This is a genomic window from Tunturiibacter empetritectus (assembly GCF_014201375.1).
In the GTDB taxonomy this organism is placed as follows: Bacteria; Acidobacteriota; Terriglobia; order Terriglobales; family Acidobacteriaceae; genus Edaphobacter; species Edaphobacter lichenicola_D.
This window is the reverse complement of sequence record NZ_JACHDZ010000002.1, coordinates 85,757-107,875: the sequence shown is the minus strand read 5'-3', so window position 1 is coordinate 107,875 and position 22,119 is coordinate 85,757. Positions and strand designations below refer to the sequence as shown.

Annotated in this window: 16 protein-coding genes; 7 read left to right on the top strand and 9 right to left on the bottom strand. The window is 54.0% G+C overall.

Annotated elements, in window-relative coordinates:
- Window positions 1-49 precede the first annotated feature (49 nt).
- The 6 genes from HDF10_RS06500 to HDF10_RS06475 all read right to left on the bottom strand — a co-directional run bounded on the left by HDF10_RS06500 (window position 50) and on the right by HDF10_RS06475 (window position 4,757).
- Window positions 50-187 (bottom strand): hypothetical protein, encoded by a 138-nt coding sequence (locus tag HDF10_RS06500; protein WP_183811781.1) that lies wholly within the window; start codon window positions 185-187, stop codon window positions 50-52.
- A 648-nt stretch (window positions 188-835) separates the two neighbouring features.
- Window positions 836-1,114, bottom strand: a complete 279-nt coding sequence (locus HDF10_RS06495) for a hypothetical protein (protein WP_183811779.1) — start codon at window positions 1,112-1,114, stop codon at window positions 836-838.
- Window positions 1,115-1,151: 37 nt separating this feature from the next.
- On the bottom strand, window positions 1,152-2,345 hold the full coding sequence (locus tag HDF10_RS06490; RefSeq protein ID WP_183811777.1) for a YXWGXW repeat-containing protein: 1,194 nt from the start codon (window positions 2,343-2,345) through the stop codon (window positions 1,152-1,154).
- 46 nt (window positions 2,346-2,391) lie between these two features.
- Complete coding sequence (locus tag HDF10_RS06485; RefSeq protein ID WP_183811775.1) at window positions 2,392-2,835, bottom strand: hypothetical protein; 444 nt, start codon at window positions 2,833-2,835, stop codon at window positions 2,392-2,394.
- Window positions 2,836-3,824: 989 nt separating this feature from the next.
- Window positions 3,825-4,106: a hypothetical protein gene (locus tag HDF10_RS06480; protein ID WP_183811773.1), complete on the bottom strand. Its 282-nt coding sequence runs from the start codon at window positions 4,104-4,106 to the stop codon at window positions 3,825-3,827.
- A 129-nt stretch (window positions 4,107-4,235) separates the two neighbouring features.
- On the bottom strand, window positions 4,236-4,757 hold the full coding sequence (locus HDF10_RS06475) for an Hsp20/alpha crystallin family protein (protein ID WP_183811771.1): 522 nt from the start codon (window positions 4,755-4,757) through the stop codon (window positions 4,236-4,238).
- Between the two features lie 507 nt (window positions 4,758-5,264).
- Between HDF10_RS06475 and HDF10_RS06470 the strand changes: the two genes are divergently transcribed.
- From HDF10_RS06470 to HDF10_RS06455, 4 genes are all read left to right on the top strand, one after another.
- Entirely contained in the window at window positions 5,265-6,245 is a 981-nt protein-coding gene (locus HDF10_RS06470; protein WP_183811769.1) for an AAA family ATPase, read from the top strand.
- Window positions 6,246-7,286 carry a S8 family serine peptidase gene (locus HDF10_RS06465; RefSeq protein WP_183811767.1) on the top strand — a complete coding sequence of 347 codons (1,041 nt, stop codon included), beginning with the start codon at window positions 6,246-6,248 and terminating at the stop codon, window positions 7,284-7,286. It begins immediately after the preceding gene.
- Between the two features lie 2,333 nt (window positions 7,287-9,619).
- Entirely contained in the window at window positions 9,620-10,021 is a 402-nt protein-coding gene (locus tag HDF10_RS06460) for a BON domain-containing protein (protein ID WP_260177700.1), read from the top strand.
- 54 nt (window positions 10,022-10,075) lie between these two features.
- Window positions 10,076-10,735, top strand: coding sequence for a general stress protein (locus HDF10_RS06455; RefSeq protein ID WP_260177699.1), 660 nt, complete (start codon window positions 10,076-10,078; stop codon window positions 10,733-10,735).
- A gap of 661 nt (window positions 10,736-11,396) precedes the next feature.
- Here HDF10_RS06455 and HDF10_RS06450 read toward each other — a convergent pair.
- The gene (locus tag HDF10_RS06450) at window positions 11,397-12,092 is read right to left on the bottom strand and encodes a Crp/Fnr family transcriptional regulator (protein ID WP_183811765.1); all 696 of its coding nucleotides are present in this window, start codon (window positions 12,090-12,092) and stop codon (window positions 11,397-11,399) included.
- 411 nt (window positions 12,093-12,503) lie between these two features.
- Between HDF10_RS06450 and HDF10_RS06445 the strand changes: the two genes are divergently transcribed.
- Window positions 12,504-13,337: a hypothetical protein gene (locus HDF10_RS06445; RefSeq protein ID WP_183811763.1), complete on the top strand. Its 834-nt coding sequence runs from the start codon at window positions 12,504-12,506 to the stop codon at window positions 13,335-13,337.
- Window positions 13,338-13,772: 435 nt separating this feature from the next.
- On the opposite strand, the gene HDF10_RS06440 is transcribed toward HDF10_RS06445, so the two are convergent.
- Window positions 13,773-15,101: a serine hydrolase domain-containing protein gene (locus tag HDF10_RS06440; protein ID WP_183811761.1), complete on the bottom strand. Its 1,329-nt coding sequence runs from the start codon at window positions 15,099-15,101 to the stop codon at window positions 13,773-13,775.
- Between the two features lie 624 nt (window positions 15,102-15,725).
- Between HDF10_RS06440 and HDF10_RS06435 the strand changes: the two genes are divergently transcribed.
- Together HDF10_RS06435 and HDF10_RS06430 are read left to right on the top strand one after the other, a co-directional pair.
- The gene (locus HDF10_RS06435; RefSeq protein ID WP_183811759.1) at window positions 15,726-18,998 is read left to right on the top strand and encodes an Ig-like domain repeat protein; all 3,273 of its coding nucleotides are present in this window, start codon (window positions 15,726-15,728) and stop codon (window positions 18,996-18,998) included.
- Between the two features lie 526 nt (window positions 18,999-19,524).
- Complete coding sequence (locus HDF10_RS06430; RefSeq protein ID WP_183811757.1) at window positions 19,525-19,770, top strand: hypothetical protein; 246 nt, start codon at window positions 19,525-19,527, stop codon at window positions 19,768-19,770.
- Between the two features lie 58 nt (window positions 19,771-19,828).
- On the opposite strand, the gene HDF10_RS06425 is transcribed toward HDF10_RS06430, so the two are convergent.
- A protein-coding gene (locus HDF10_RS06425; protein ID WP_183811755.1) for an IS3 family transposase occupies window positions 19,829-20,940 on the bottom strand; the annotation gives its coding sequence in 2 pieces (ribosomal slippage) (window positions 19,829-20,688 and window positions 20,688-20,940; 1,113 coding nt in all).
- Window positions 20,941-22,119: the final 1,179 nt, after the last annotated feature.

Here is a 22,119-nt window from a genome sequence, read left to right as displayed (position 1 = left end):
GCCGCACAGCGCCGGAGCCTTGACGCGGAGCTGGCCGAGACGACAATGGCTAGAACCGGATGGAGATTATGGCTTCAACCCCTTGCCAATCCGTGACAGGATGGAGGGCCTGAGGGAGAGCCGCCAGCTCCCGCAGCTGCTGAACCGCCGCAATAGCGCAATAGTTGATCCAGGGAAGCGTTAGCATACATAAAAATCTGTTTCTTGAAGTGATACCCTCCTGTCTCTGAAACATGGAATAGACCCAAAGACGGAACAAGCTACACCCAGCGGGGGAAGTGCCGCCAAGAACCGGAGTTCCGGGCCTTCGCACAAACCCAAGCTGAAGCGCAAGCCAGAGGCAGAGCCCACTCCGCCAACTCCCGAAAGCACCCAGCCCCCTCAATAGGAGTTACAGAAGGCTGTTTCACCTTGCCCTTGACGACAGCATTGTGGGGTTTAGCCGTTAGCTCAGTTGCCGGGTGGCGGAGGAGGCGGAGCGGGATGCAGGAACCGTTCATATCCATCGCGAAACGCGTGACGGTACTCGGCAAAGGCCGGCGGCGGCACCGGAGGATTGCGTAAGCGGGGATGGTGATTGAAGACAGGAGGGCGTCCGTCAGCTACGTCACGACGTGCTGCCTCAAAACCATCATGGAAACCTTGTTGTGCAACTTGGCTTGCAGTTGGAAGTGGCGGGGGCGGTGGAGGAGCATAGACAACCGGCTGGGTATGTGAACATCCTGCCAGGAGAAGTGGCAGCAGCAAAAACGGCAGGCCGAAAGCTTTCTTCATGGGTACCCTCGTTTTGTTAGAAATTACTCCGGCTCTAGAATGTGTTCGCGGGTTTAAGAGTTCAGTGACGATTGGCAGCGCCAGCTGCTTGAGCGAGTTCGCGGTTGGCTTGGTCGAGCAGATCCTTGGCTTTTTGCGCATGACCTCCCATGTCGAACTCATTGGCCTGTTGCGCAGCTACGATTTTCTGATAGGCCTCTTCACTTAGCCGCTGCGCGGCTGCCAGATTGGGGTGACGGCCGGGGCGCACGTTCTGCACCGGATTCTGCGCGATGCCCACAGCTACACCGATGGTACCGAGCGCCAGAGAGCCAACCAGGATTACCTTACGAAGTTGCATCTGTTCATTTCTCCTTTGAGTGGATGCTGCTTATAGATTATCGCGGTGCATGTGCGGCATTGTGTTTCTGGCGGTAGATTTGGCGGCTGGCACCATTTTGTCGCCGATTGATATTCTGCCGCTCCTGCTGCGTTAAACGGCCACCATTGGCCGCGCGATCAGCGGCAATGCTGCGGTTGATATTGTGCTCGCGTTGCTCCGTGCGGGCTGCTCCTGCGGCCGGGGTCTGCCCGCTCGCGATGCCTTGCGCGAGGCGTTGCTGCTGATCATAACGACGCTGCCCAACTTCGTTGTTTCCATAAGTCTGGGTCGCACCATTGTGCTTGTCGTCGTAGATCGAGTTGCTGATATTGTTCTGGCGCTGGTTGATGTTCTGGCGTTCCTGAGACGTCAAGCTGCCACCATTTGCTTGGCGGTCGTTGTGAATGGTGCTGTTCAGGTTTGCCTCGCGGTTTTCGAGGTGCTTCGTTTCGTCGGCCGTAAGCTGCCCAGAAGCGACGCCGTTGGCAATACGGCCTTGCTGGTCATATCGGCGACCATTCACCGTATTCATGGCTGCGGTCGCGGGTCTTCCTCCGTTGCTCGAAGCCCACTGGCTCCGGTCCTGGCTTGCCGTCTGCTGGTGGGAAAGTTGGTTTACGGTTGGCTGGAGGTGCTGTTCGTTCATCGCCATCCGCTCCTGCGGAGTCGGTTGGGCAGGAATCCCGCCCGGTCCACTGAAGCTGGTGTGATTGACGACAGTGTTGTTGATCACCGTTCGGTTGACGTAGGTGTTATGAATGACTGCAGTGTTCACGTTCACCACAGCCGTGTTGTAGCGGAAGACATTCCCGGCCCAGACGCCGCCGCCGAAGCCGACACCGCTGTAGCCAAAGCCGTAGTTGATGCCACCATAAAAGCCGACATGCGGCCCCCAGTAGCCGGCATGGAAAACATAGACGCCACCCACGAAACCCCAGTAGGGAGGAGTCCAAAGCACTCCGACTCTCGGCGGAGCCACCCACACACCCGGAACCCAGTAGTAGCCGGCAGCTCCGTATGCCCAGTACCCCGGAGTCCAGAGGTAGCCCGGCGTCGGACAAGGAGGCTGGGTGTAGACGGGAAGTGCAGGAGGGGCGACATGAATCGATACCCCTACTGCAATTTGAGCAAATGACGCGATTGGCGTTACGCAGAGTGCGCCCAAAAGGATTGCAACATAGAAGAATCTACGACGGATAAATGTGATCATACCTGTGTCTCCAGCGGGTATATGGAAAAGACTCAACTCTGAGCTTCTAACTCGTTGGGAAATTGCCGCTCTGCTGCTGTTTGCCGGCTTTGCGGTCTTGCTTCATTTGTTCATACTGCTGTTTCTGTGTATCGCTTAGGACGGACTCGATCTTGCTATCGCTGTCCTGGTTGATTCCCCGAAGTTTTGCCCGCCTGTCTTTGGGAGCAAGCGTGCTGTCCGCACGAACGCTTTCAACCTGCTGGTCACGGTCGGCAAGAATCGGCTCAAGTTTCGCCTGCTGGTCTGTTGTCAACCCGAGCTTCTTTGCCATCATTTTTGCTTGATGTTGCGGATTCGGAACATGGCCAGTTTGAGGTACTTGGGTACTCGCGGAAGGAGATGTCCCCGCGGACGGCGGGCTTTGATCTTGGGCATGTGCTGTGCTGCCCGACAGTCCAACGATTAAAGCAAATCCAAAAACAAGGTTAGGAGACTGAAACTTGTACATAAAACGACTCCGTAAGGCGAACCACTGAGGCCCGATTTTCTTCCTTCTGTGGAGACCCCATTTATCCCAATTTGTTGCTTTTCCTCAGCAATTTCTTAATATCTAGCAACTCCTCGCGGTACACAGAAAGCAAGTCATCTCGCTTCACGTGAAGCACCAGAGGGTTTCCAGGAAGAATCTTCCGCAGCAAGTTCGCGCAAGTTTTCAAGACCTATTCACGCCCCTCCCATTGACCTGATAGATGATGTCGCGCAATCTACAGCGTATCGCTGCTAATGCATAGGCTGCTGCTGCGAGCGGCAAGATCTGCCCGTCATGCGGTGAGCGGTGGTGGTGAATGAGATGTGGGATTTGCCATTGGTGCCACCCTGATTTCGAGCCGCCAGCGGGCGTTGCCGCGAAGCTACGGGCGGCAAGCCAACCTTGTCTTCGCAAGCTTCATCCTTATTATTCAAGGGTCCTATTTAGTTGATTGAGGACCACGCGATGCTGATCAGGAGGTACATTTATGACTAGCAAGACTTTCAAGTCTGGCGATCTCGTTCCGGCCTCGGGCGTGTACGAGGTGTTCCATTCCACTCCGCACGTCATTGGAGGGCGTGAGCTGTACTTCGAGGGGAGTCGCTTTCCTAAATGTGAAAGTTGTGGTGGAGGCACACTGTATCGCCTGGAATCGCCATGTGTCCCAATGCAATCCATGACCCCGGTCCTGTTCGCGCTGGCGGCCTGCTAGACCGTCGTGGGGTCTGATATGGACCCCACGATAGCCGAAGGCCGCGATTAAAGCGCTGGGCGCGCCAATGGTAACCTGCGTACTCGAGCGACGAGCATCGGGTGGCCAATTGCTTCGCGGAAGGCCGAAGGCCAGAGGCCGCAAATGATCTCCCGTGACCCCATAATGGATGGCGGGCAGCTCGCTGGGCTCCCCACCCACCTTCCATCTGCGAACATTAGTCCCGAGTCCCGTATACACAGACGTGTTGGCCGATTTAGCGCCGTTCGTGTTCCTTCTGGCGCTTCAAAAATGGAGCGATTCGGTCGCGCAGATCTGTGAATTTAGAGCCGATATCGTGCTTGCCCTGAATCGTGGATTCGAGATCGGAGATCTGTTTATCCAAGGTTTTATAGTCGGAGTCGCCGGTCAGATAGCCGCCCCCACGATAGCTGCGATGATGGCTGTCAGCAGAGAAAATAATCAGGTGCTCGAACTTCTCGTAGATCGAAAAGGTGCCCCAACGTTTTTGAAAATCGAGATTGAAAAAAATCTTCACGGCTCCTCCTTGGGTACTGCTCCTTTCAGTACCGCCGCACAGGAGGGCGCACACTCCTTGTGAGCGCGCCCTCCCACGGGCAAGGTTTTACTTCTGGTTATTTTGGGGTGTTGCGATGCCGCCGCCTTCTCAGGCCGCGCGCGAGCCTTCCATCTGCTTCGGAGCCGACTTCGAGCTGCTACCCGAACCGATCTCGATCTTGACCTGCTTCGGCTTGGCAGCTTCCTTCTTTTGCAGCGTGACCGAAAGCACGCCGTTCTCGAAGTTGGCCTGCACGGAGTCGGTATCGATTGTCATCGGCAGAGTGAAGCTGCGGACAAAGCTGCCATACCGGCGCTCGATCCGGTGGAAGTTCTCTTCTTTCTCTTCTGCGACGAACTTGCGTTCGCCTTTGACCGTAAGGGTCTGGTTTTCCAAGTTGATCTGCAGGTCCTCCTGCGGGATACCTGGAACCTCCAGCCTCAGCACCAGGCGGTGCGCGTCTTCGTAGATATCGGCGGGAGGAATGAAGTTCCCGGCACTCAGGCTTTCATTTTGCAACTCGCCATTAGGGATGGCGAAATCGTTGAAGATAGAGTTGAGCCGATTCTGGAGTACGGCGACGCCCTCCAGCGGCGAACGGAACGGAACAAAGCGAGTCATCGTGGTCATAGCACACTCTCCTTATCACTTCCTCAATAGGTCTGCGAGGGAAATCCCTCACGCACATTATGACGCAAAAAAGGGGAAATAGTTGCAGATAATTTGACAGGTAGGCACTCATATTATCGGGGAGAAGAAACTTTCTATAGACGGCTTTGTTCAGCATTACACTCCGTTGCATACCCAGATCGTCGGTCTCACACTCCGCCCGGCAGCGTAATCAGTTGACAGAAAAGCAAAACGGTGATGATGTTTCGAGGTGCGAAAGTCGAGCCTGTCCACATGGAAACAATAGGACGCAGAATGGAATCGGTTCGGTGTTACCTAGCGGTGATTGCGTTGAAGGTATTGAGGATATCAGGACGCTTCCATCGCGAGGAACAATTGTGCGTACTATTCTCTCTGGTGAGACGGGCATACAGTGGGTCAATCGGGTCATTTTCCCGTCAGTTCCAATAAGATGAACAAAGCGTCCCGAAAGGAACTGGTCGGGTTCAACGACCACGGGTTAACCAAATGAGCGCAGCACGTCACATGGTCGCACTCCTGAAGAGCCACCTGGAAGGTGATGACAGAGAATTTCTGTCCGTCGCCATGCAGGCTGCTGCCCACGAGGCGAGACTGGGGCATGTTGCCATCGCGCAGCAGTTGCGGGAACTCGTCGATCAGGCCAAACTTCGTTCGTCCGCGACGCAGAACCGTTCAAGTCAGCTGATTGTTCTTGAGCCACGAGGAGAGCTCGCCAATCTCCTTTCCGTACAGACACCTGCTATTCGGCTGACAGACTTGGCATTGCCGGAGAGCCTGGCTGCTCGCCTTAAGCGGGTCTTGCTTGAACAGAGGCAGAGAAAGAAGCTGAACGAGCACGGTCTCCATCCTCGCCGCAAGCTCTTGTTTGTCGGCCCTCCTGGCACCGGAAAAACGATGAGCGCTTCAGCACTAGCGGGAGAGCTGCATCTGCCGCTATTCACGATCATGCTAGAGGGTCTGATCACGAAATTCATGGGCGAGACCGCTGCAAAGCTCAAGCTGGTCTTCGATGCGATTCGACAGACTCGCGGGGTTTATCTGTTCGACGAGTTCGATGCTCTGAGTGCAAATCGCAATCAGGTCAATGACGTCGGCGAGATACGCCGTGTGTTGAACTCCTTTCTCCAAATGCTCGAAAAGGACGCATCCGACAGCCTGATTGTTGCTGCAACAAATCACGGCCAGATGCTCGACAAAGCACTGTTTAGGCGTTTCGACGATGTGATCGAGTACACACTTCCGGATGCTCGATTAACTGAAGAAAATCTCAAACGGAAGCTGGCAGGTTTCGATAACGCTGGGGTTGATTGGACCCAGATTTTGCCTGGAGCGAAGTCTCTCAGCCCCGCAGATCTGGTTAGAGCCAGCCAGGAAGCCGCGAAGAACGCCATATTGGGTGGTTCCAATCGAATCACGACCGATGCGATACTCGCCGCTCTTGAGGAACGAAAGGCGGCTTGTCTATAAATGCCGGAACATCCACGGGAGCTGCCCCACCTGTATTTGCGCGGCAGCGGCAAACCCGAGCCTTACACGAGCAAGACACCTCCGCCTCGTCATGCGCTCCCGCAGCGCGAGCGCGCCGCGCATGCAGAGGCTATTCGGGATACGCTCCGTGTGGCTTTGGCTGCTGCTGCAACGCAGCGAAATGAACGCGATCCTGCGCTTCTCGCCGGCACTGCCGGCTTCTATCTTGATTTCGAGATTCCTGCCGGTTCGGAAAATGCGGCGGAACTTCTTGAGAACCGCCTGAAACACATTGAACTCGTAGCATTCCGCCAACCGGTCACAACGGAAGCCGCCATTGCCACCGTGTTTGTCCCGGATACAGCAAGCGAACACTTCCTAAAGAAGATCGACAAGTACGAGCAGGAGAACACCAGGAAAGGCAATCCGAAAGGCGAAGCATTGATTGCCAGAATCGACCGCGTGACAATCGCGGCGGTGCGTTCGCTTTATACGGACGATCCAGATTTATATCCTGCTGACGGTGAAGCGATCTGGTGGGAAGTCTGGTTGCGCAATGAGCATACCGACTCCTTTCGCGCTGTCACCGAACGATTGAATCTTCCGGTTCAGCAAACTCGTCTCAGCTTCCCTGACCGCGAAGTGTGCCTTGTGTACGGTGACTCTGCGGTTATAGGCCGCTTATTTCTCAACTGCGATTCCATTGCCGAGCTACGTCGCGCCAAAGATCTACCCGGACATTTCGTTACTTGGTCGAATGTCGAGCAGGCAGAGTGGGCGACAGACCTGGCCGACAGGATTGTGATGCCGATCACGGATGATGTTGCGGTCTGCATACTCGATTCTGGTGTAACTGTCACTCATCCTCTATTGGCTCCGGCTTTGGCTCCAAATGACGTACAGGTTTATGACCCAGCGTGGTCATTACAAGACAATCGCGGCCACGGAACAAACATGGCGGGCGTCGCCTTGTATGGCGATCTAGCTTCGGTACTTGAATCGGCTTCGGATCATTCCCTCCTTGATCCGGCAGCACTTTGACCGACTCAAGCCGATGCGTCAGACGCCGGCCTTTTCCAATCAAGCTAAACGGTTCGGAATGAACGCGACTAAATGAACAGTAGGAGGTTAGATAAAAAGATGCTCAGGATTGTGTAGGACTGTTCGGGATGTTTTGGGTTCGTCGATGTACGCTATTGGTACGTCGCCATCAGAAATGTGTTTCCTGGGCAGTTCTGGAGCGGTGCTGCGCGTCCTCTTTCTTCCTGACGAATGGAAACAGCGCTGTAACGGACATCTCGGCGTTGTCATCTGCACCAGCATTAGTTTGGATATCAGTTTTCACTATATCAACACTTGTTCATATTCTTGGTGGATGCTTGTCGATTGCCATCCGGGTAGTCGGTTGGATCGTCGGTTCGCTGCTCTGGTTTATCGTACAGGGGTTAATGATACCCCTGAGCGGCGAGGTTAATTCAGAAACTGAGCATGCAGTGCCTGAACACCAGCTCAAGACGGGTGAGTGCTCGTTGCTTCTACCGTCGAGAAGGTAGATATGGAGTGATAAGGTTATGACGTATGATCCAGTGGAAGTGCGTGGTCAGACCGCTTTACCGAAATCATAGCCGTCACCATGCTCCACAAGAAGCCGTCTAGCGGGCTGTGATTTTGGTGAGGGGGGCTGGTGGCTTCTCGGTGCCTAGCCGGTCGACTCCTTCACCACGACTGATCGGGAGCACCTGAGACGACATCATTCCTTCAGCGCAGGCAGGGCATCTCGTCAGTTCCGCAGGGTTTTAAAGTGCTTACTAATCATGGTCACTCTTTCTTTACTGGGCTTGTTCGGGTAGCCTGCGCCAATCCTTACTCAAGCCAAGCTTTTTGATTCGGTCTGAGTTCAGTTCTACACACATCGAGACCCTTCCCCTGCCTAAGCTGCTTCTGCCGTCCTGATCAGATTCTCAACACATTGCTCTAAGGCACCTGCTACGTGCGGCCTCCGCCAGTACGCCCGAACTTAGATGGATAGCAGGCGACGAGGGTGTCTCATTACAGATGCGACTACTTTAAGGTATTCATCTTTGGTTCGTCTGAATGCGAGTCCATAAGTCAATGCAATGATTTATGTCAATCAGCTCAGACTTCTGTGCACTTATGGCACCGATCACTATGATTCACCATGGCATTGTACGTCCAAAGAAGGTCTGCACGGCTCGAGCTCGTTCTGCCAGGACCTACTGAGTTCACACACTCTCCAGCTGCCGCCAAAAACCTTAGCGCAAGCTCCAGTCGTTCATGACACGCTGGCATCTTCTCAATTTTTGAAACGGATAATTGGATGTTGCTTTCTAATGGCATATTTTTTACCTCTTTGTTCTTTCTTGCACTCTATTTTGATGACTTAAAGAGTAAAGCAGACGCTCTTTTCTGATGGTGACTTTAGCGTCGAGAGTGTTGCATTTCAGAGGCTGATCATCTCGGAAGCTTCCCGACCTGACTGACAGGGGAAATCGGATACGGACCGTGGTTTAGCAGGAGGGCAAGCGTCGGATCGACTATGTTTGGCTGCGGCAGGGATCTGGACCGGTCAGACCTTCAGGCTCATCAAGAAGAGCGATGTGGTCTGAATCAAGATCACGGAAGCGATGGCGGTCTAGCGCCTGGGAATGCGCTACGCAAGGGCCCCAGAACTAGGCAAATTCGCGCCGTACGACTTGCGGCAGACTCGCGAAACTCTGCCGGAAGCAGAAGGGGCACGAGAGCAAATTCAGTTGCTCCTCGGCCATGCATCCGTTCGAACCACGGAGGTGCCTAGGGACCAACATCTTTCGTAAATGATGCGGACGGTCATTGGAACCGTGATAGCGATCTAAAACAGATCTTCGTTTCCGTCGAATGACTGGTGAGAACAGATTGTTGCATCAGAATGAAAGAGCCTGCAGAAGTGACAAGGCGATTCCGTAGGCGTTCCGTCCGTGTGCAATCGTCTGGGAAGTCTGGTCCATATCTGCCAGGCTTTTTGCAGTTTGATAGACCGAGTGACCCGCTCTCGGGTTCTTGCGTCCTAATTGCTGTGTTTGCCGCATTATTTCGTACAGTCCTGACTGACTTTTGCGGGAAGGCCCTGCGTAGGAAACTCGTGTTTTAGCGCCTCTCAGCATCAGCAGTGCCTACGCAGGAAACGAAATCGTACCAGAAGTACCAAAAATAAATTCAGATTTGCTCGCGCGCGAAGAAGTGTTCGGCATCATACATTTTGTAAGGGGCGGTGACGCTGCAGGTATTGATCCGAAGGCATACCCCCGAACTGTTCACCAATGCAATTCGCGCGACATAACTCAGGCGATTCGCAGTGCATGTTAGGGGAGACACATATGTCAACAAAGCTACAAAACCTACGGAAATCGGCTATGACCTGTTGTGTGCTCATGGCGCTGTGCTTTCTGCCTGTTGCACTAGCTGCTCAAGACCAGGCACAACATGCCGCTTCTCCTGCTGCAGACAACTCAGCGAGGAACAAAGCGCGACAAACGACCGCGGACCAGCAAAAAGAAAACACAGCAGACCGCCTTACAAGCAAAAAAATCCGTCAATCAATCCTGGCGGACAAATCGCTTTCGACGTATGCGCACAACGTGAAGATCATCACTCAGGATGGAGCCGTTACGTTGAAGGGGCCTGTCAAATCCCAAGAGGAGAGGCAGAATATCGCCTCCAAGACAGCGGCTATCGTTGGTGAGGACAAAGTGACAAATCAGTTAACGGTCAAACAATAACAGAATTGAAACTACGGTTTCAATCACTCTCTATCTAATTCAAGGAGAACTATCATGGCAGGAAAAAATACAGCAGCATTCGCAATATTCTCTACTCGTAAGGCCGCGGAATTAGCAGTCGATCAGTTAACAACCGCCGGTTTTTCTAACGATGATGTTTCAGTCTTGATGTCTGACAAAGAGGGATCCAAAGACTTCGCGACTGAGAAGAACACGAAGGCCCCTGAAGGAACAGCGACTGGCGTCGGAGTCGGTGGCGTGGTTGGAGGCACGCTCGGTTTGCTGGCAGGCATCGGAGCGTTGGCAATTCCTGGAGTCGGTCCTCTTATTGCCGCAGGTCCGATCATGGCCTCACTTGCGGGGCTTGGCATCGGCGGGGCAGTAGGGGGTTTAGTCGGTGCACTCGTTGGCATGGGCATCCCGGAATACGAGGCCAAACGCTACGAAGGGCGTGTCAATGACGGTGGCATTTTGCTATCGGTTCACTGTGACAGCTCTGATGAAGTATCCCGTGCCAAGGATATTCTCAAGGCTGCCGGCGGTGAAGACGTTGCATCGTCAGGGGAAAAGAGCGTCAGCAGCCACACCGTTGCGACTGCAAATGAAGGCACAGAGCAGGCGGCTTTGCATCACTTAGGAGCGGATCGGCAAGGCGCAACGCGAACAGCGGATGATGTTGTGATCGACCGAGAAAGAACTAAAGCAACTTACTAAGCCTTTGTCACAATGACTTTTGTTCTTTTTCTATCGGCTACTGAAGGCTTGCATGCGCGATTTGGTGTGCAGGCCTTCGCTCCTTTTGGCTAGCAGTTGACGTTCGACCCGTAAATCTATTCAGACAACCAGTAACGTATTCCTCATGAATCTGAGCTTCCGAGAATGCTGGCGGGGATTTCGCTGATGCTAACATTTTGCATGCTCTATGCCCTCACATTCAGGACTACGGAAGAAGGACACCTTCGCATGGCGAGCTTGCCCATAGCGGAGCGGGCTAAAGGTGATCCAGTGGTAGCCATACAACCCAACATCTCGGCCCTTCAAACTGCGTTAGGCCTGGCCAAGATCGGGCCTACGGATTGTGATTCGATTTTGTCGTTTGCAAGGAATGCCTATGAGTCCCCCGGAGTCGATGTCTGCTGCGACCAACTAGAACTAAGTGCAGATCAATTAGCCATTCTGTGTATGACGCCTAGCCGGCAAAGACGTCCTATAGTTTCAACGGAACTTGCGCCGGAGCACGAATGTTCTGGCGATCCGGATTCCCAATAGCTTGGTGAGCCACAATGGAAACATTGAATTCAGCTCAAGCCCCGTTGCACCGGCCGCTTCACATCGACATCGTAGGCTACTCAGCTGTGGCTGGTACTATGCGTGTTTACGCGTAAAGCTTGACCAGCACCTGCCGTGTGGTTTCGTAGCACAGACAAGCGATAGCTCGGAGACCAGTTCGGTTGAGGATCTGAATCGTTCCGCGCCGATGGCCCACCAATCCGGCCTTTTCAAAAGACCTGGCGACGATATTCAAGGTTGGCCTTCCAATCCCTAGCATCTGTGCGAGAAAGTCCTGAGTAAGAGAGAACTCCGCCGCTCGACTCCGGTCTTGGATAGTTAGGAGCCAACGGGCAAAGCGCGGAGCCGCGTCATGCACTCGATTGCAAGCTGCTGTTTGCGCCAAGTGCGCAATCTGATGTTGTACGTATTTCAGGACACCACTTCTCAGATCCGGAGAAGCTGCGAAGAGATTTTCTAACTCAGAGAACGGAATCTCATACGCTGTCCCCGTGGTTTGGATGAAACAGCGGTGGAGCGATGACGATGGTCCCAGAAGATAGTAACTGCCGGTCAGCCCCTCGTTTCCCACCAGCCCTATTTCTACGAATTCCCCGTCGGCAAGTTGGACCACTTCCGACGCAAAGCCGGAGAGAAGAAAATAGGCTAATTTTGGAGGCCCGCCTGCGTCTGAAAGGGTTTGCCGGACGGACAAATCGACAAGGCTGGACTTGGCAATAACCATTTGGCGAGTTTTGGGGTTCAGAGATTCTAGAAGCCTATTCGTTACTTCCTTTGCCATGGGTTCCTTAGAACAGATTTGAAATTCGCTATTTCAGGCTTTTTCCTTAGTTTGATTTCTAGCAGGTGGAGGCTCTTCAGCAAGAACACTGCCTACGAATGCTCCGAGCAGCATCTGGCACTGTCCTCTATCAGGATACCCCCTACAAATTAATTCTAATTCCTTTGAGCGTGAAGAAGTGTTCGGCATCATACACTTTGTACCAAGCCGTTACGACCAACCAATGACTGCCTGAAGGCGAACTTTTGCCGTCAGAAACGAAACCATCAGGTCAACGTAAGCGCACCGGTAACCTGAGTTTGGCTCAGATAAGGAAATCGATCATGGCACACGAAGCACATAAGAAAGCAGCAGAACACCACGAGAACGCAGCAAAAGCGCATCACACGGCTGCGGACAAGCATGCAAAGAATGACTCGGCTGCGGCGGAGCACTCGACCCAAGCACACGACCATTCCCAGTCTCAGCTTCCTAGATATTCTTCTGGGAGATGAACCCGAGATCTCAAAAAGTGGCCTCTACTATCAGCGGCTTCTTGCCTCCGATCAGGCCGAGGCTAGACAAGTACTCGAGCAATGCCTTGAGAATAAGCACCTGGAAGACCTTTACACTGAAGTCTTAATACCCGCTCTTAGCCTGGTCGAACAGGACCGCCATCGCAACGAATTAGATGATGCGACTCTGGCGTTTATCATGCAGAGCACCCGTGAGCTCATCGAAGAGCTTGGCGAATCCGCACCCAGCGAAGGTATTAGCCGACAGCTTTTAGGAGCGGAGACCGAGAGCCGAATCGCATGCATCCCGGCGCGGGACGAGGCAGACGAGGTCGTGGGAATGTTACTGTGCCAGTTGCTCGATCGAGCAGGGCTCGCCAGCCAGAGCATCCCGATCGGCCCAGTTCCCGAGATGCTTTCTGCCGTTGCTGATCTTGATCCTGTGGTCGTCTGTATCTCGGCACTTCCGCCCTTTGCCATCGAACACACTCGAACCCTTTACCAGAAACTCCGGGCAAAATTTCCGCAGATTAATATCATTATTTGTCTATGGCATTTTGCAGGCGATCTTGAGAAGACACAGCGTCGACTAAAGATTTTGAATGGGCACCAGGTATTGGTCACGCTGCCTGAAGTGCTCGAACACGTAAAAGGTAAGCTGCTCCAACCTAACGCCGGTTCAACAAGCACTGTTGACCTAAACGGTATCACACTCGTTGCAGATGAGGACAACATTCCAGACCCGGTCTGAATCGTAGTAGACAGTTACGTACTACTCATTGCTTCGCTTATAGCGATTGGATAGGCCAACTTCCGTCAATGCCTTAGTTCGATTAGAAGCTGGTCGAATCTTTGCGATCACCGCTTCTGTTCGATCCGGAAACAGATGAGGGGATGAACTAACCCTCGAGTATGCCCGGACAGATATCAATATCCTTGATGTCTTAACTTGTCGGCAATTGTTCACTCGCCTACTTCTTCCGCGCTTTGAATTCGCATAACTAATCCGTTCGACTGTAGCGGTTTTGAGCAGAGCATGTGGAATCTGCTCATAGTATCTCTCAGACCTCAAGCAGCAGAGGAAATTCAGAAACGAGAAGTCATCCTCAAGAGCAGAAGGAGAACGACGCGGCGATTCTCAGCATCGTATCGTCGTCGACCGGCATCTCTTGCGTTGTGGAGGGGGTTACTTTATTCGCTCAAACGGGTATTCGTCCTTTCCGAAGATTAGCGCGCCACGATCGAATGAGTCGAAACGGATCAGCATCTGGCTTGCAGTGGTGAAAAGTAGCGCTGGCGCCGACGCGAATAGGGGCTGAGGCCCCTCACCCTTTTGCTCCAATTGCAATCGACTGCCTTGGTTGCGAATACTGAAATCCAGGATGTTCTTGGCCGCAAATTTCCCTATATACGACGCCTGCAGCGAAGCGGGCAAGTCAATCGCAGCGTGTTCCACAACTCTAAAATCCGGCCAACCGTAGACTTGCGCGACGCTGCGAATGAGATCCATCATGAGATTGCCGCCGTTATTACCACTGGTCATCACCACCGCACCATCTCCGTCTTCATATCCAATGTAGAAAGCGCGATAGCCTTCGTTTCCGCCGCTATGCGAAAAGGATTTCTTGCCTGCGGTGGCCTGCAAACCTACTCCTAGTCCATAATCGGATTTCACCGGCGTCAGCATAGTTCGTGTCATTTCGGTTGAGAGAACGTGATTCGCTCTACCCGCCAGTGAATGCTGCATCTCAATGATCCAAAGCGCCAGATCGGTTGGAGTAGTCCACAGACCAGCAGCTGCCATCTCAGGATAAGTGTGCGGTCCGCCTTCGATCGGCTTTCCGTTCCCGTCCACGGGCCGTGCGACCTTTGGGAGCAGTGCTATGTTGAGAGGATGCTGATAATTACTATGGTGCATACCAATCGGGTCCAAGACAGTCTTTTTCATTAGCGTGGCGAAGGGCTCGTTGGCAGTGTCCATTAGAGTCTGCTGCACAATGATGAACCCGCCTCCGGAGTAGCTATAGCCCTCGCCGGGCGTCGCGTTCACTACAACCGGATCGGAGTTCGCAGGCTTCTGCCCGTTCAGAACCTGCAGTAACGTCGGAACTTGGGATCCCGCAGCATAGCCCGCAAAGCCATGCACAGTCGTTCCTGCGGTATGAGACAGAAGTTCGCGCAGCGTGACCGGATGTTGCATGGTGAACTTGTTCTGAGGCACAGTCCAGTTCTTCAGCTCCGTCTGAATGGGCGCATCAAGAGATAAACTACCTGTCTCCACGAGATGAAGCGCCGCCATCGCGGTCAGAGACTTGCTGATCGATGCCGCCTGAAAAAGCGTCTCAGGTGTCACACGCGCACCACCCGGACATACCACGCCGTAGCCCTTTGCCCATTCAATTGCGCCGTTGTGAATCACGACAACGCTGACTGCGGGCACATGCAGCTCCTGCATCTCCCGAACCAGGCTTTTATGTGCGGGCGGTTGCCCCGCCACTCGAATAGGAGGCGTCAAGCCGTTCTCGACATCGAGTATTTCCTGTTTTAGGTGCTGGACTGTTTGGCACTCAAGCCTAGGGCCAAGCATCACGACTGAGAGGAAGACTAAAGATGCACGCCCCATGCCTTGTCTGTACGATGCGTTCGTGCAGAAAGTTCCGGCATCGTGCCTTCTGGCCGACCTCACCATTTCGAGCCCTGCTTTACGCTTTTCGCTTGGCGGGATTGCTGGGCTTCGTGCTCCTTTTTGCTAGCGCTCGAAACTACGGCTTTACGTTCCCCCTCTTCGCGCTTCTGCTCGTCTTCGTACTCGGCCATCCGCTGCACATGCTCGGCTTTCCGCTGTGCTATTCCATGTCCACATCCTTTCGGGCGGGGATGCCAGGATAAGCTGCGATTTTTCTGCTTCTCAGCACGCAAAGACGTACGTGTATCGGAACCGTGATCACCGGTTTTCGTCCGTTCGCGGTTGTCTCCCTAGGCAGCACGGTATCGGGCGTATAGCATTATCAGACGAGTGGCCTAAACGGGCATCGTCGACCTACAGCCTTCCTACAACTTAGGTTGTATACAGATGCTGTACCGGGCCATCTACGCTGACAGAGCAGATCATCTTCGCTCGATTGTGAGACGCCTCCCCATGCGATCCGACGTCGGCACCCTATGCATTCAGCTACTAGTCGCATGCGTTGCCGCGTCCGCGACAGCACTAGGACAAGCCAGCGCTCCACCGACACTATCGGTCAACGTTTCTAGCGGAAGACATCCGATCAGCGCGCAGGTTTACGGCATCGCAAACTACGGTCTCGATGCAACGTATGCGAAAGAGATCGCAGTCCCGAATATCCGTTGGGGCGGAGACGGCACTACACGTTACAACTGGCAGGTTGACTCGAGTAATGCGGGCTTCGATTGGTACTTTATGGGCGGCAGTGGGACCGCCAATCCTACGCCAGGCGGCTCCGCCGATCAGATGATTCGCACCTATCAGCCGGCGAATGCGCTGATCACTATTCCCATCATTCCGTTCGTCAATAAATCCGCAGCGTGGAACTGCAGCTTCCCTGTCTCTGTCTACGGCGCGCAGCAATCGACCAATCCCTATGTTCATCCGAATGGGGATAACTGCGGCAACAGCATCGCATCTAACGGAACTCAGCTGATTGATAACAATATCTACGCAAACCATATCGACAACTCCATCGGTCTGCAGAAAGGCTGGCTACAACACCTGGTGGGAACCTTCGGACCTGCAGCTCAGGGCGGAGTCGCCTTCTATCAACTGGACAACGAACCTTTAGGATGGGGCAACACCCATCGGGATGTTCTGCCCAGTGGGGCGGACTATCCCACCATTACACAACTAGGAGAACAGTATGCCGCGGCGATCAAACAGGTCGATCCATCGGCCATGGTTCTCGGGCCTTCTGACTTCACCTTAGGCGGCTGGGTTGGCGATACGACCAAACAGGGCGGCCTTCTGGCGGGCCAATACTACCTTCAGCAGATGGCCGCGTATCAGGCGACGAACGGTAGCCGCATCCTTGACTATTTTGACGAGCATTATTATTTCGACGTGTCGTCCGCCACGGCACAGCTTGCTTCCACACGGACTCTTTGGGATCCAACCTTCAACGGCGGCACGTGGGTAGAACAGTATGTCTTCAACGGACCCATGCAGTTGCTGCCGCGGTTTAAGGGATGGGTCAGCCAATACTACCCCGGCACCAAGATCGCCTTATCGGAGTACTCCATCGACAGTGGGAGGAAGTCGATCGTCGATGCGATAGCCGAGATGGATGTTCTGGGAATCTTTGGACGCGAACAGCTCGGCTTTGCGAACATGTGGAGCGCTCCGGCTCCGACTGATCCAATCGCCTACGCCTTCAGGATGTATCGCAACTATGACGGCAACGGGGAACAATACGGAGACACCTGGGTCGATGCGGCCAGCTCCGATCAGAGCCAGCTTTCGGTCTACGCCGCGCAACGAACGTCAGATAGCGTCGTAACCATTCTCATCTTGAATAAGACGGGTGCTGCGATCAGCACAACCGTCGCCCTTACCGGCGTTTCTCTGCCGGCTACTGCCTCTGTCTACAGCTACTCTAGCGCAAATTTACAACAGATTGTCTCGGAAACTAATGCACCTATCAACAATGAGACGATCGCCTACAGCTTCGCAGGCTACTCGGCCACGCTTTTTGCTTTTACTCCCGCTGCAGCGCCTCCATCAGTTACAACAACCACGCTTACGGCATCCTCAACGACGCTAAACACCGGACAGGCTCTAACTCTTACAGCTGTAGTCTCAGGCTCAGGTTCGCCGACGGGGATCGTGTCTTTCAAAGACGGAAGCAGCACCATCGGTAGCGCAACGCTTTCCGGCAACAAAGCCATCTTCAGCACGTCAGCTCTCAGCGCCGGCTCTCATACACTCACTGCGGTCTATGGCGGAGATCCCAGCGACGCTACCTCTACGTCGAGCCCCGTGACTGTCACGCTGACGAAGCCCGCTCCTCTCAGCACCTCAACCGTGCTCTTTGCAACACCTTCGCAGCCCACAATCGGCCAAAGCGTCATTCTCAGCGCAATCGTCTCAGGCTCAGGTTCCCCAACAGGTACGGTAGCCTTCAACGACGGCGGAACCCGCATAGGAACTGCTACCCTCACCAGTGGCAGCGCTAGCCTGAGCACGTCAGCTCTCAGCGCCGGCCCTCACACCATCACTGCAGATTACAACGGCGATGCGAATGACGCGACCTCCCATTCAAACGCGGCGATTGTGACCGTAGCACAACCCGCGCCAGCCGCCACAACGACGACGCTCACAGCTTCCAGCACTCAGATCACAACGCAACAAAATCTCGCCCTCTCCCTCTCCGTCAGTTCCGCAACCGGCACGCCTACCGGTACGGTGATACTAAGTGACGGCGCGACCGCCTTGGCCTCCGTGCCCCTCGCAAATGGAGCCGCTACTTTCATTGATTCCAATCTTGCTGCAGGAGTTCACGACATCATAGCCGTTTACAGCGGCGACGCGACCCACACAGCCTCAACCTCTGCCATCCTGTCCGTAACCGTGACGCAGCCTCCTGTTGCTCCGCCCATTGTGCCTCAACCACCAGCCCCCGCCAGCACCACGACGGCCCTCAATGCGTCCTCTACTCAACTCACTGCAGGTCAAACTCTCACTCTCACCGCGATAGTAAGCACCTCGACCCCGTCTGCGACTGGAACCATCACATTCCGCAATGCCGCCGACACACTCGGCGTCGTGTCGCTCTCTCATGGACTTGCCAGCATCACCACTAGCCTCAACGCAGGCATTCAAACCATCGTCGCGAACTACAGTGGGGATGCCAACGACGCTGCATCCGTCTCAGCTCCGCTAACCATTAGCGTGGCTGCCACGGCGCCACCCCCTCCGGCGCCACAGGATTTTTCGCTGCAGCTAAGTCAAACTGCAATGACTTTGGCACCGGGAGCCTCCGGACAGATTGGCTTTACCATCGCCCCGCAAAATGGATTCAACCAGCAGCTGAAACTCAGTTGCTCCGGTCTCCCTGCCAGTGCCAACTGCAGCTTCTCGCCCGCCACGCTGACCCCCGCCGCTGCAGCTACCGGCAGCATTACAATTACAGTAGTCTCCTCCACGACTGCAACTGCCGATCTCCTCCTGCCAATCTCCGGCATCCTTCTATTTTTCCGCAGGCGATTGAGCAGGTTCGGCGCAGCCCTCGCCATGACAGCCTTCACGCTTCTTATCGCAGGATGTGGAGCAGGAGTCAACCAGACGATTGGGACGGCCACCAGCGCAGGACCGACAGCTGGCAATTACACGGTTCAGGTGACCGCCGCGACTACAACAGGATTAGTCCACATGCAACCAATGACATTGACGGTGCAATAGACAGGACGAGTGCGGCTTAACCGGTCTTTCATCAGATTGTGCCCTATTCTCTTCACTTCCGACGAGGGAGAGCGCATCTCGGTCTCCTCTTCACCCGCATAGACGGCTAGCGTCACCTCATCATGCTGTTAGCTCTAGCAACGAAGGGATCAATTGCCGTAAGGAAGCGTTCAAGCAATTCTTCTCGCATTTCGTCCAACGTCACAGATTGCAAATTTCATTTGCGCGATCCCCTTGCCAGTAATCTGCGGCTCGCATCGATTGAACCGACACGGACGCCTGCACTGAGTGCTCAGTGAAACACGGTGGGGAGGATGTCACTGAACATAGTGAGACCTTTACCTTTTCATGGCTCGAGCGATTTCAGCAAAGGGGATCAAATTGAAGCCTACCGATCCATAGGCCAAAATTCACCTTCAAAGCCGCCGCCACATACCTCGCCCCCATTTCGTCGGGTCAAAAGCGTACCACCTGAGCCATATCTCCTGAGGTATGCTGTACCCAACTTCCCATGGCTAACTTCGCTATGATCGAACAGCAGAAGCGCGAGCTCATCGACGAGCTCAGCCATTGGGCATCCGAGCGGCTCGCCTTCCGCCCCACTTCCAACGAATGGTCAGCCCTCCAGATGCTGGATCACCTCATCCGTACCGAACGCGAAATCCTCCTCGTGACCTACGGCAACGAGCATCAACTTCACCGTATCGGCTTGATAGACCACCTGCGCACCTGGGCTGCCCGATCTTTTGAACCAGATTGTTTGTTAGTGTAGCGCGGCTTTGAAGGGCCTAGTTTTCTTGTACCAAGCTTAGCGTTAGTCCTCGACCTGTTTAGGTTGCAGCCAGATCGCGGCGAGCCGCGATCTGGCTGGCGAACTCGCTTGGTGTCCTGTCATCGAGAGATGCGTGAGGACGACTCTCATTGTATTCCTGTCTCCATGCTTCGATCAGCTGCTTGGCCTCCTTTAGATCCATGAACCAGTGGATGTTCAGGCACTCCGATCGAAACGTACCATTGAAGCTTTCAACGAACGCATTGTCGGTTGGCTTGCCGGGCCTGGAGAAGTCGATCTTCACGCCGTTCCGATACGCCCACAGATCCATGGCCTGACTGGTGAACTCGCTGCCGTTGTCGCAGAACAGCACCTTCGGGACTCCACGGCTGGACTTCAGCCGGTTCAGCGTTCGTACAACATCCTCTCCCTTTAGACTCTGCCCAGCGTCGATCGCCACGGCTTCGCGGGTAAACACATCGACGATCGTCAACGAGCGGAAGCGCGTTCCGTCCTGAAGCTGGTCAGAGACGAAGTCCATACTCCAGGCCTGATCCGGTCCGGTCGCCTTCAACTTCTCTTCACGCTGCTGTGATGCTTTGCGCTTCCCGGCAGGCTTCATCCTCTTCAGCATCAGGCCTTCCTCCTTATATAGCCGGTACACCAGATACTTGCCCACATCCCAGCCTTCACGGTTCAACAGCACGCGGATCTTGCGATATCCATAGCGCACTCTTGCCTGAGCGATCTCGCGGATTCGCATCCGCAGCTCAGTCCGTGGATCGAGGCAGCTGCGATATCGGTAGGTCGCTCTTGCCAAGCGAAGCACACGGCAGGCACGCCGCTCGCTCACCAGATAGCTTCCAACCAGACGCTCTACCATCGGTCCACGCCGCGAAGGCTTCACCATTTTTTTGAGAGCACATCCTGCAGCATCGTCTTGTCCAGCGTTAGCTCCGCTACCAACTGCTTCAGGCGCATGTTCTCTTCTTGCAACTGCGCCATCTTCCGAACCTCGTCCACTTCCAGGCCAGCGTACTTCGCCTTCCATCGGTAGAACGTCTGCTCGCTGATCCCAGCCTTCCGGATCACCTCAGCCACAGGAACACCCACCTGCGCCTGCTTCAAGATACCGACTATCTGCTCCACAGAAAAACGCTTCTTCTTCATCCAAAGCCTCCCCTTAATCAGGTCAGATTTGGTCGGAGACTAACATTTCGGCTGGTTCAGGAATAACGAGGCCGATCAGGTTATGGCTCGATGTTTTTAGTGGGAAACGCTTCTGGATCGATCGACGCGATCACGGGCGAGGGTCTCGCAATCATGTTTCGCCAGGCCGCCGCGCTAGCCACATCAATTGAAGCAGGTGGTCTGGACGACTACAACAGTGCGCGTCCATTGATAGGGAAGACTCCGCGCACGACAGCTAACCGGAGCAATATTTCAATCACGATTGCCTTCGTTCTATAATCAGACCATCAATCCTAAGCGGAAGGCGTATGGTCGTCGGTAGTTGCCAATCATTACAAAAGCACAAGGGCAAACCCCGGACGCCGAAAAGTTCGTTCAATAGCGACGGTTGAGCGACTAATAGGAGGGGACAGGTGGGTAAACTGAGTCTGTGTCACTGTTTATAAGCTGCATTTAAAATGTAGAATGAACAGTTATGTCTGTCCTAGTCTTACCCGGGTCGTCATGAGGGAAGAATTTATAAGACAGAATCGCCTAGATTTTGTAGCCCACGCAAATACCCAAAGTCATCGATATGAACGAGCGGATGGGATTTACTCACCGATCTAATCTGGATTCTTCTTTCGATTCAATTTGCCGCACGTGCTATCAAACTATCGGACATCGTGAGACCGAAGGCGAACTTCCAAATGATGAGACAGTCCATGTGTGCAACATGGGTCATCCGTATACCGTGCGACAAGAGCCTCCGATGAAATCGGTTGGGCTGCCTGTAAAGAAAGGTAGGTCGTTATTGTGCTGAGAACTGCGTCACAGCTTTTTGATGAAATCCTTGACGGAATCCAGTCCGGACTGAGTGCTTTAGATCATCAAAAACGTTAGAAGACGATGGCGCGCCCACGATTACTGAGGTAGTTGCGATCGATAGAGTCAGGAAGATTCTTCGGGGCACTTCAGCGTTAATTAAGATCGAACTTGATGACCTCGATAGAGCTAAGAAAGGTCAGTTCAGCCGATCCGAGTTCCTGAAGCCTATTGCTAGCGACGCCGGAGAAGAAAGACTATAACCAGGATTATTACGACCAATCCCAACCCACTGGGCCATATAAACGCTCCGCCATTGCTGGAAACTCCTGCAACGAGGCACCCTGTGAGCGA

What these genes read in the sequence shown, in the direction of transcription:
- HDF10_RS06500 (WP_183811781.1), bottom strand. Translation starts at nt 187, where the DNA reads ATGCTAACGCTTCCCTGGATCAACTATTGCGCTATTGCGGCGGTTCAG.
- HDF10_RS06495 (WP_183811779.1), bottom strand. Translation starts at nt 1,114, where the DNA reads ATGCAACTTCGTAAGGTAATCCTGGTTGGCTCTCTGGCGCTCGGTACC.
- HDF10_RS06490 (WP_183811777.1), bottom strand. Translation starts at nt 2,345, where the DNA reads ATGATCACATTTATCCGTCGTAGATTCTTCTATGTTGCAATCCTTTTG.
- HDF10_RS06485 (WP_183811775.1), bottom strand. Translation starts at nt 2,835, where the DNA reads ATGTACAAGTTTCAGTCTCCTAACCTTGTTTTTGGATTTGCTTTAATC.
- HDF10_RS06475 (WP_183811771.1), bottom strand. Translation starts at nt 4,757, where the DNA reads ATGACCACGATGACTCGCTTTGTTCCGTTCCGTTCGCCGCTGGAGGGC.
- HDF10_RS06470 (WP_183811769.1), top strand. Translation starts at nt 5,265, where the DNA reads ATGAGCGCAGCACGTCACATGGTCGCACTCCTGAAGAGCCACCTGGAA.
- HDF10_RS06465 (WP_183811767.1), top strand. Translation starts at nt 6,246, where the DNA reads ATGCCGGAACATCCACGGGAGCTGCCCCACCTGTATTTGCGCGGCAGC.
- HDF10_RS06460 (WP_260177700.1), top strand. Translation starts at nt 9,620, where the DNA reads ATGTCAACAAAGCTACAAAACCTACGGAAATCGGCTATGACCTGTTGT.
- HDF10_RS06455 (WP_260177699.1), top strand. Translation starts at nt 10,076, where the DNA reads ATGGCAGGAAAAAATACAGCAGCATTCGCAATATTCTCTACTCGTAAG.
- HDF10_RS06450 (WP_183811765.1), bottom strand. Translation starts at nt 12,092, where the DNA reads ATGGCAAAGGAAGTAACGAATAGGCTTCTAGAATCTCTGAACCCCAAA.
- HDF10_RS06445 (WP_183811763.1), top strand. Translation starts at nt 12,504, where the DNA reads ATGACTCGGCTGCGGCGGAGCACTCGACCCAAGCACACGACCATTCCC.
- HDF10_RS06435 (WP_183811759.1), top strand. Translation starts at nt 15,726, where the DNA reads ATGCGATCCGACGTCGGCACCCTATGCATTCAGCTACTAGTCGCATGC.
- HDF10_RS06430 (WP_183811757.1), top strand. Translation starts at nt 19,525, where the DNA reads ATGATCGAACAGCAGAAGCGCGAGCTCATCGACGAGCTCAGCCATTGG.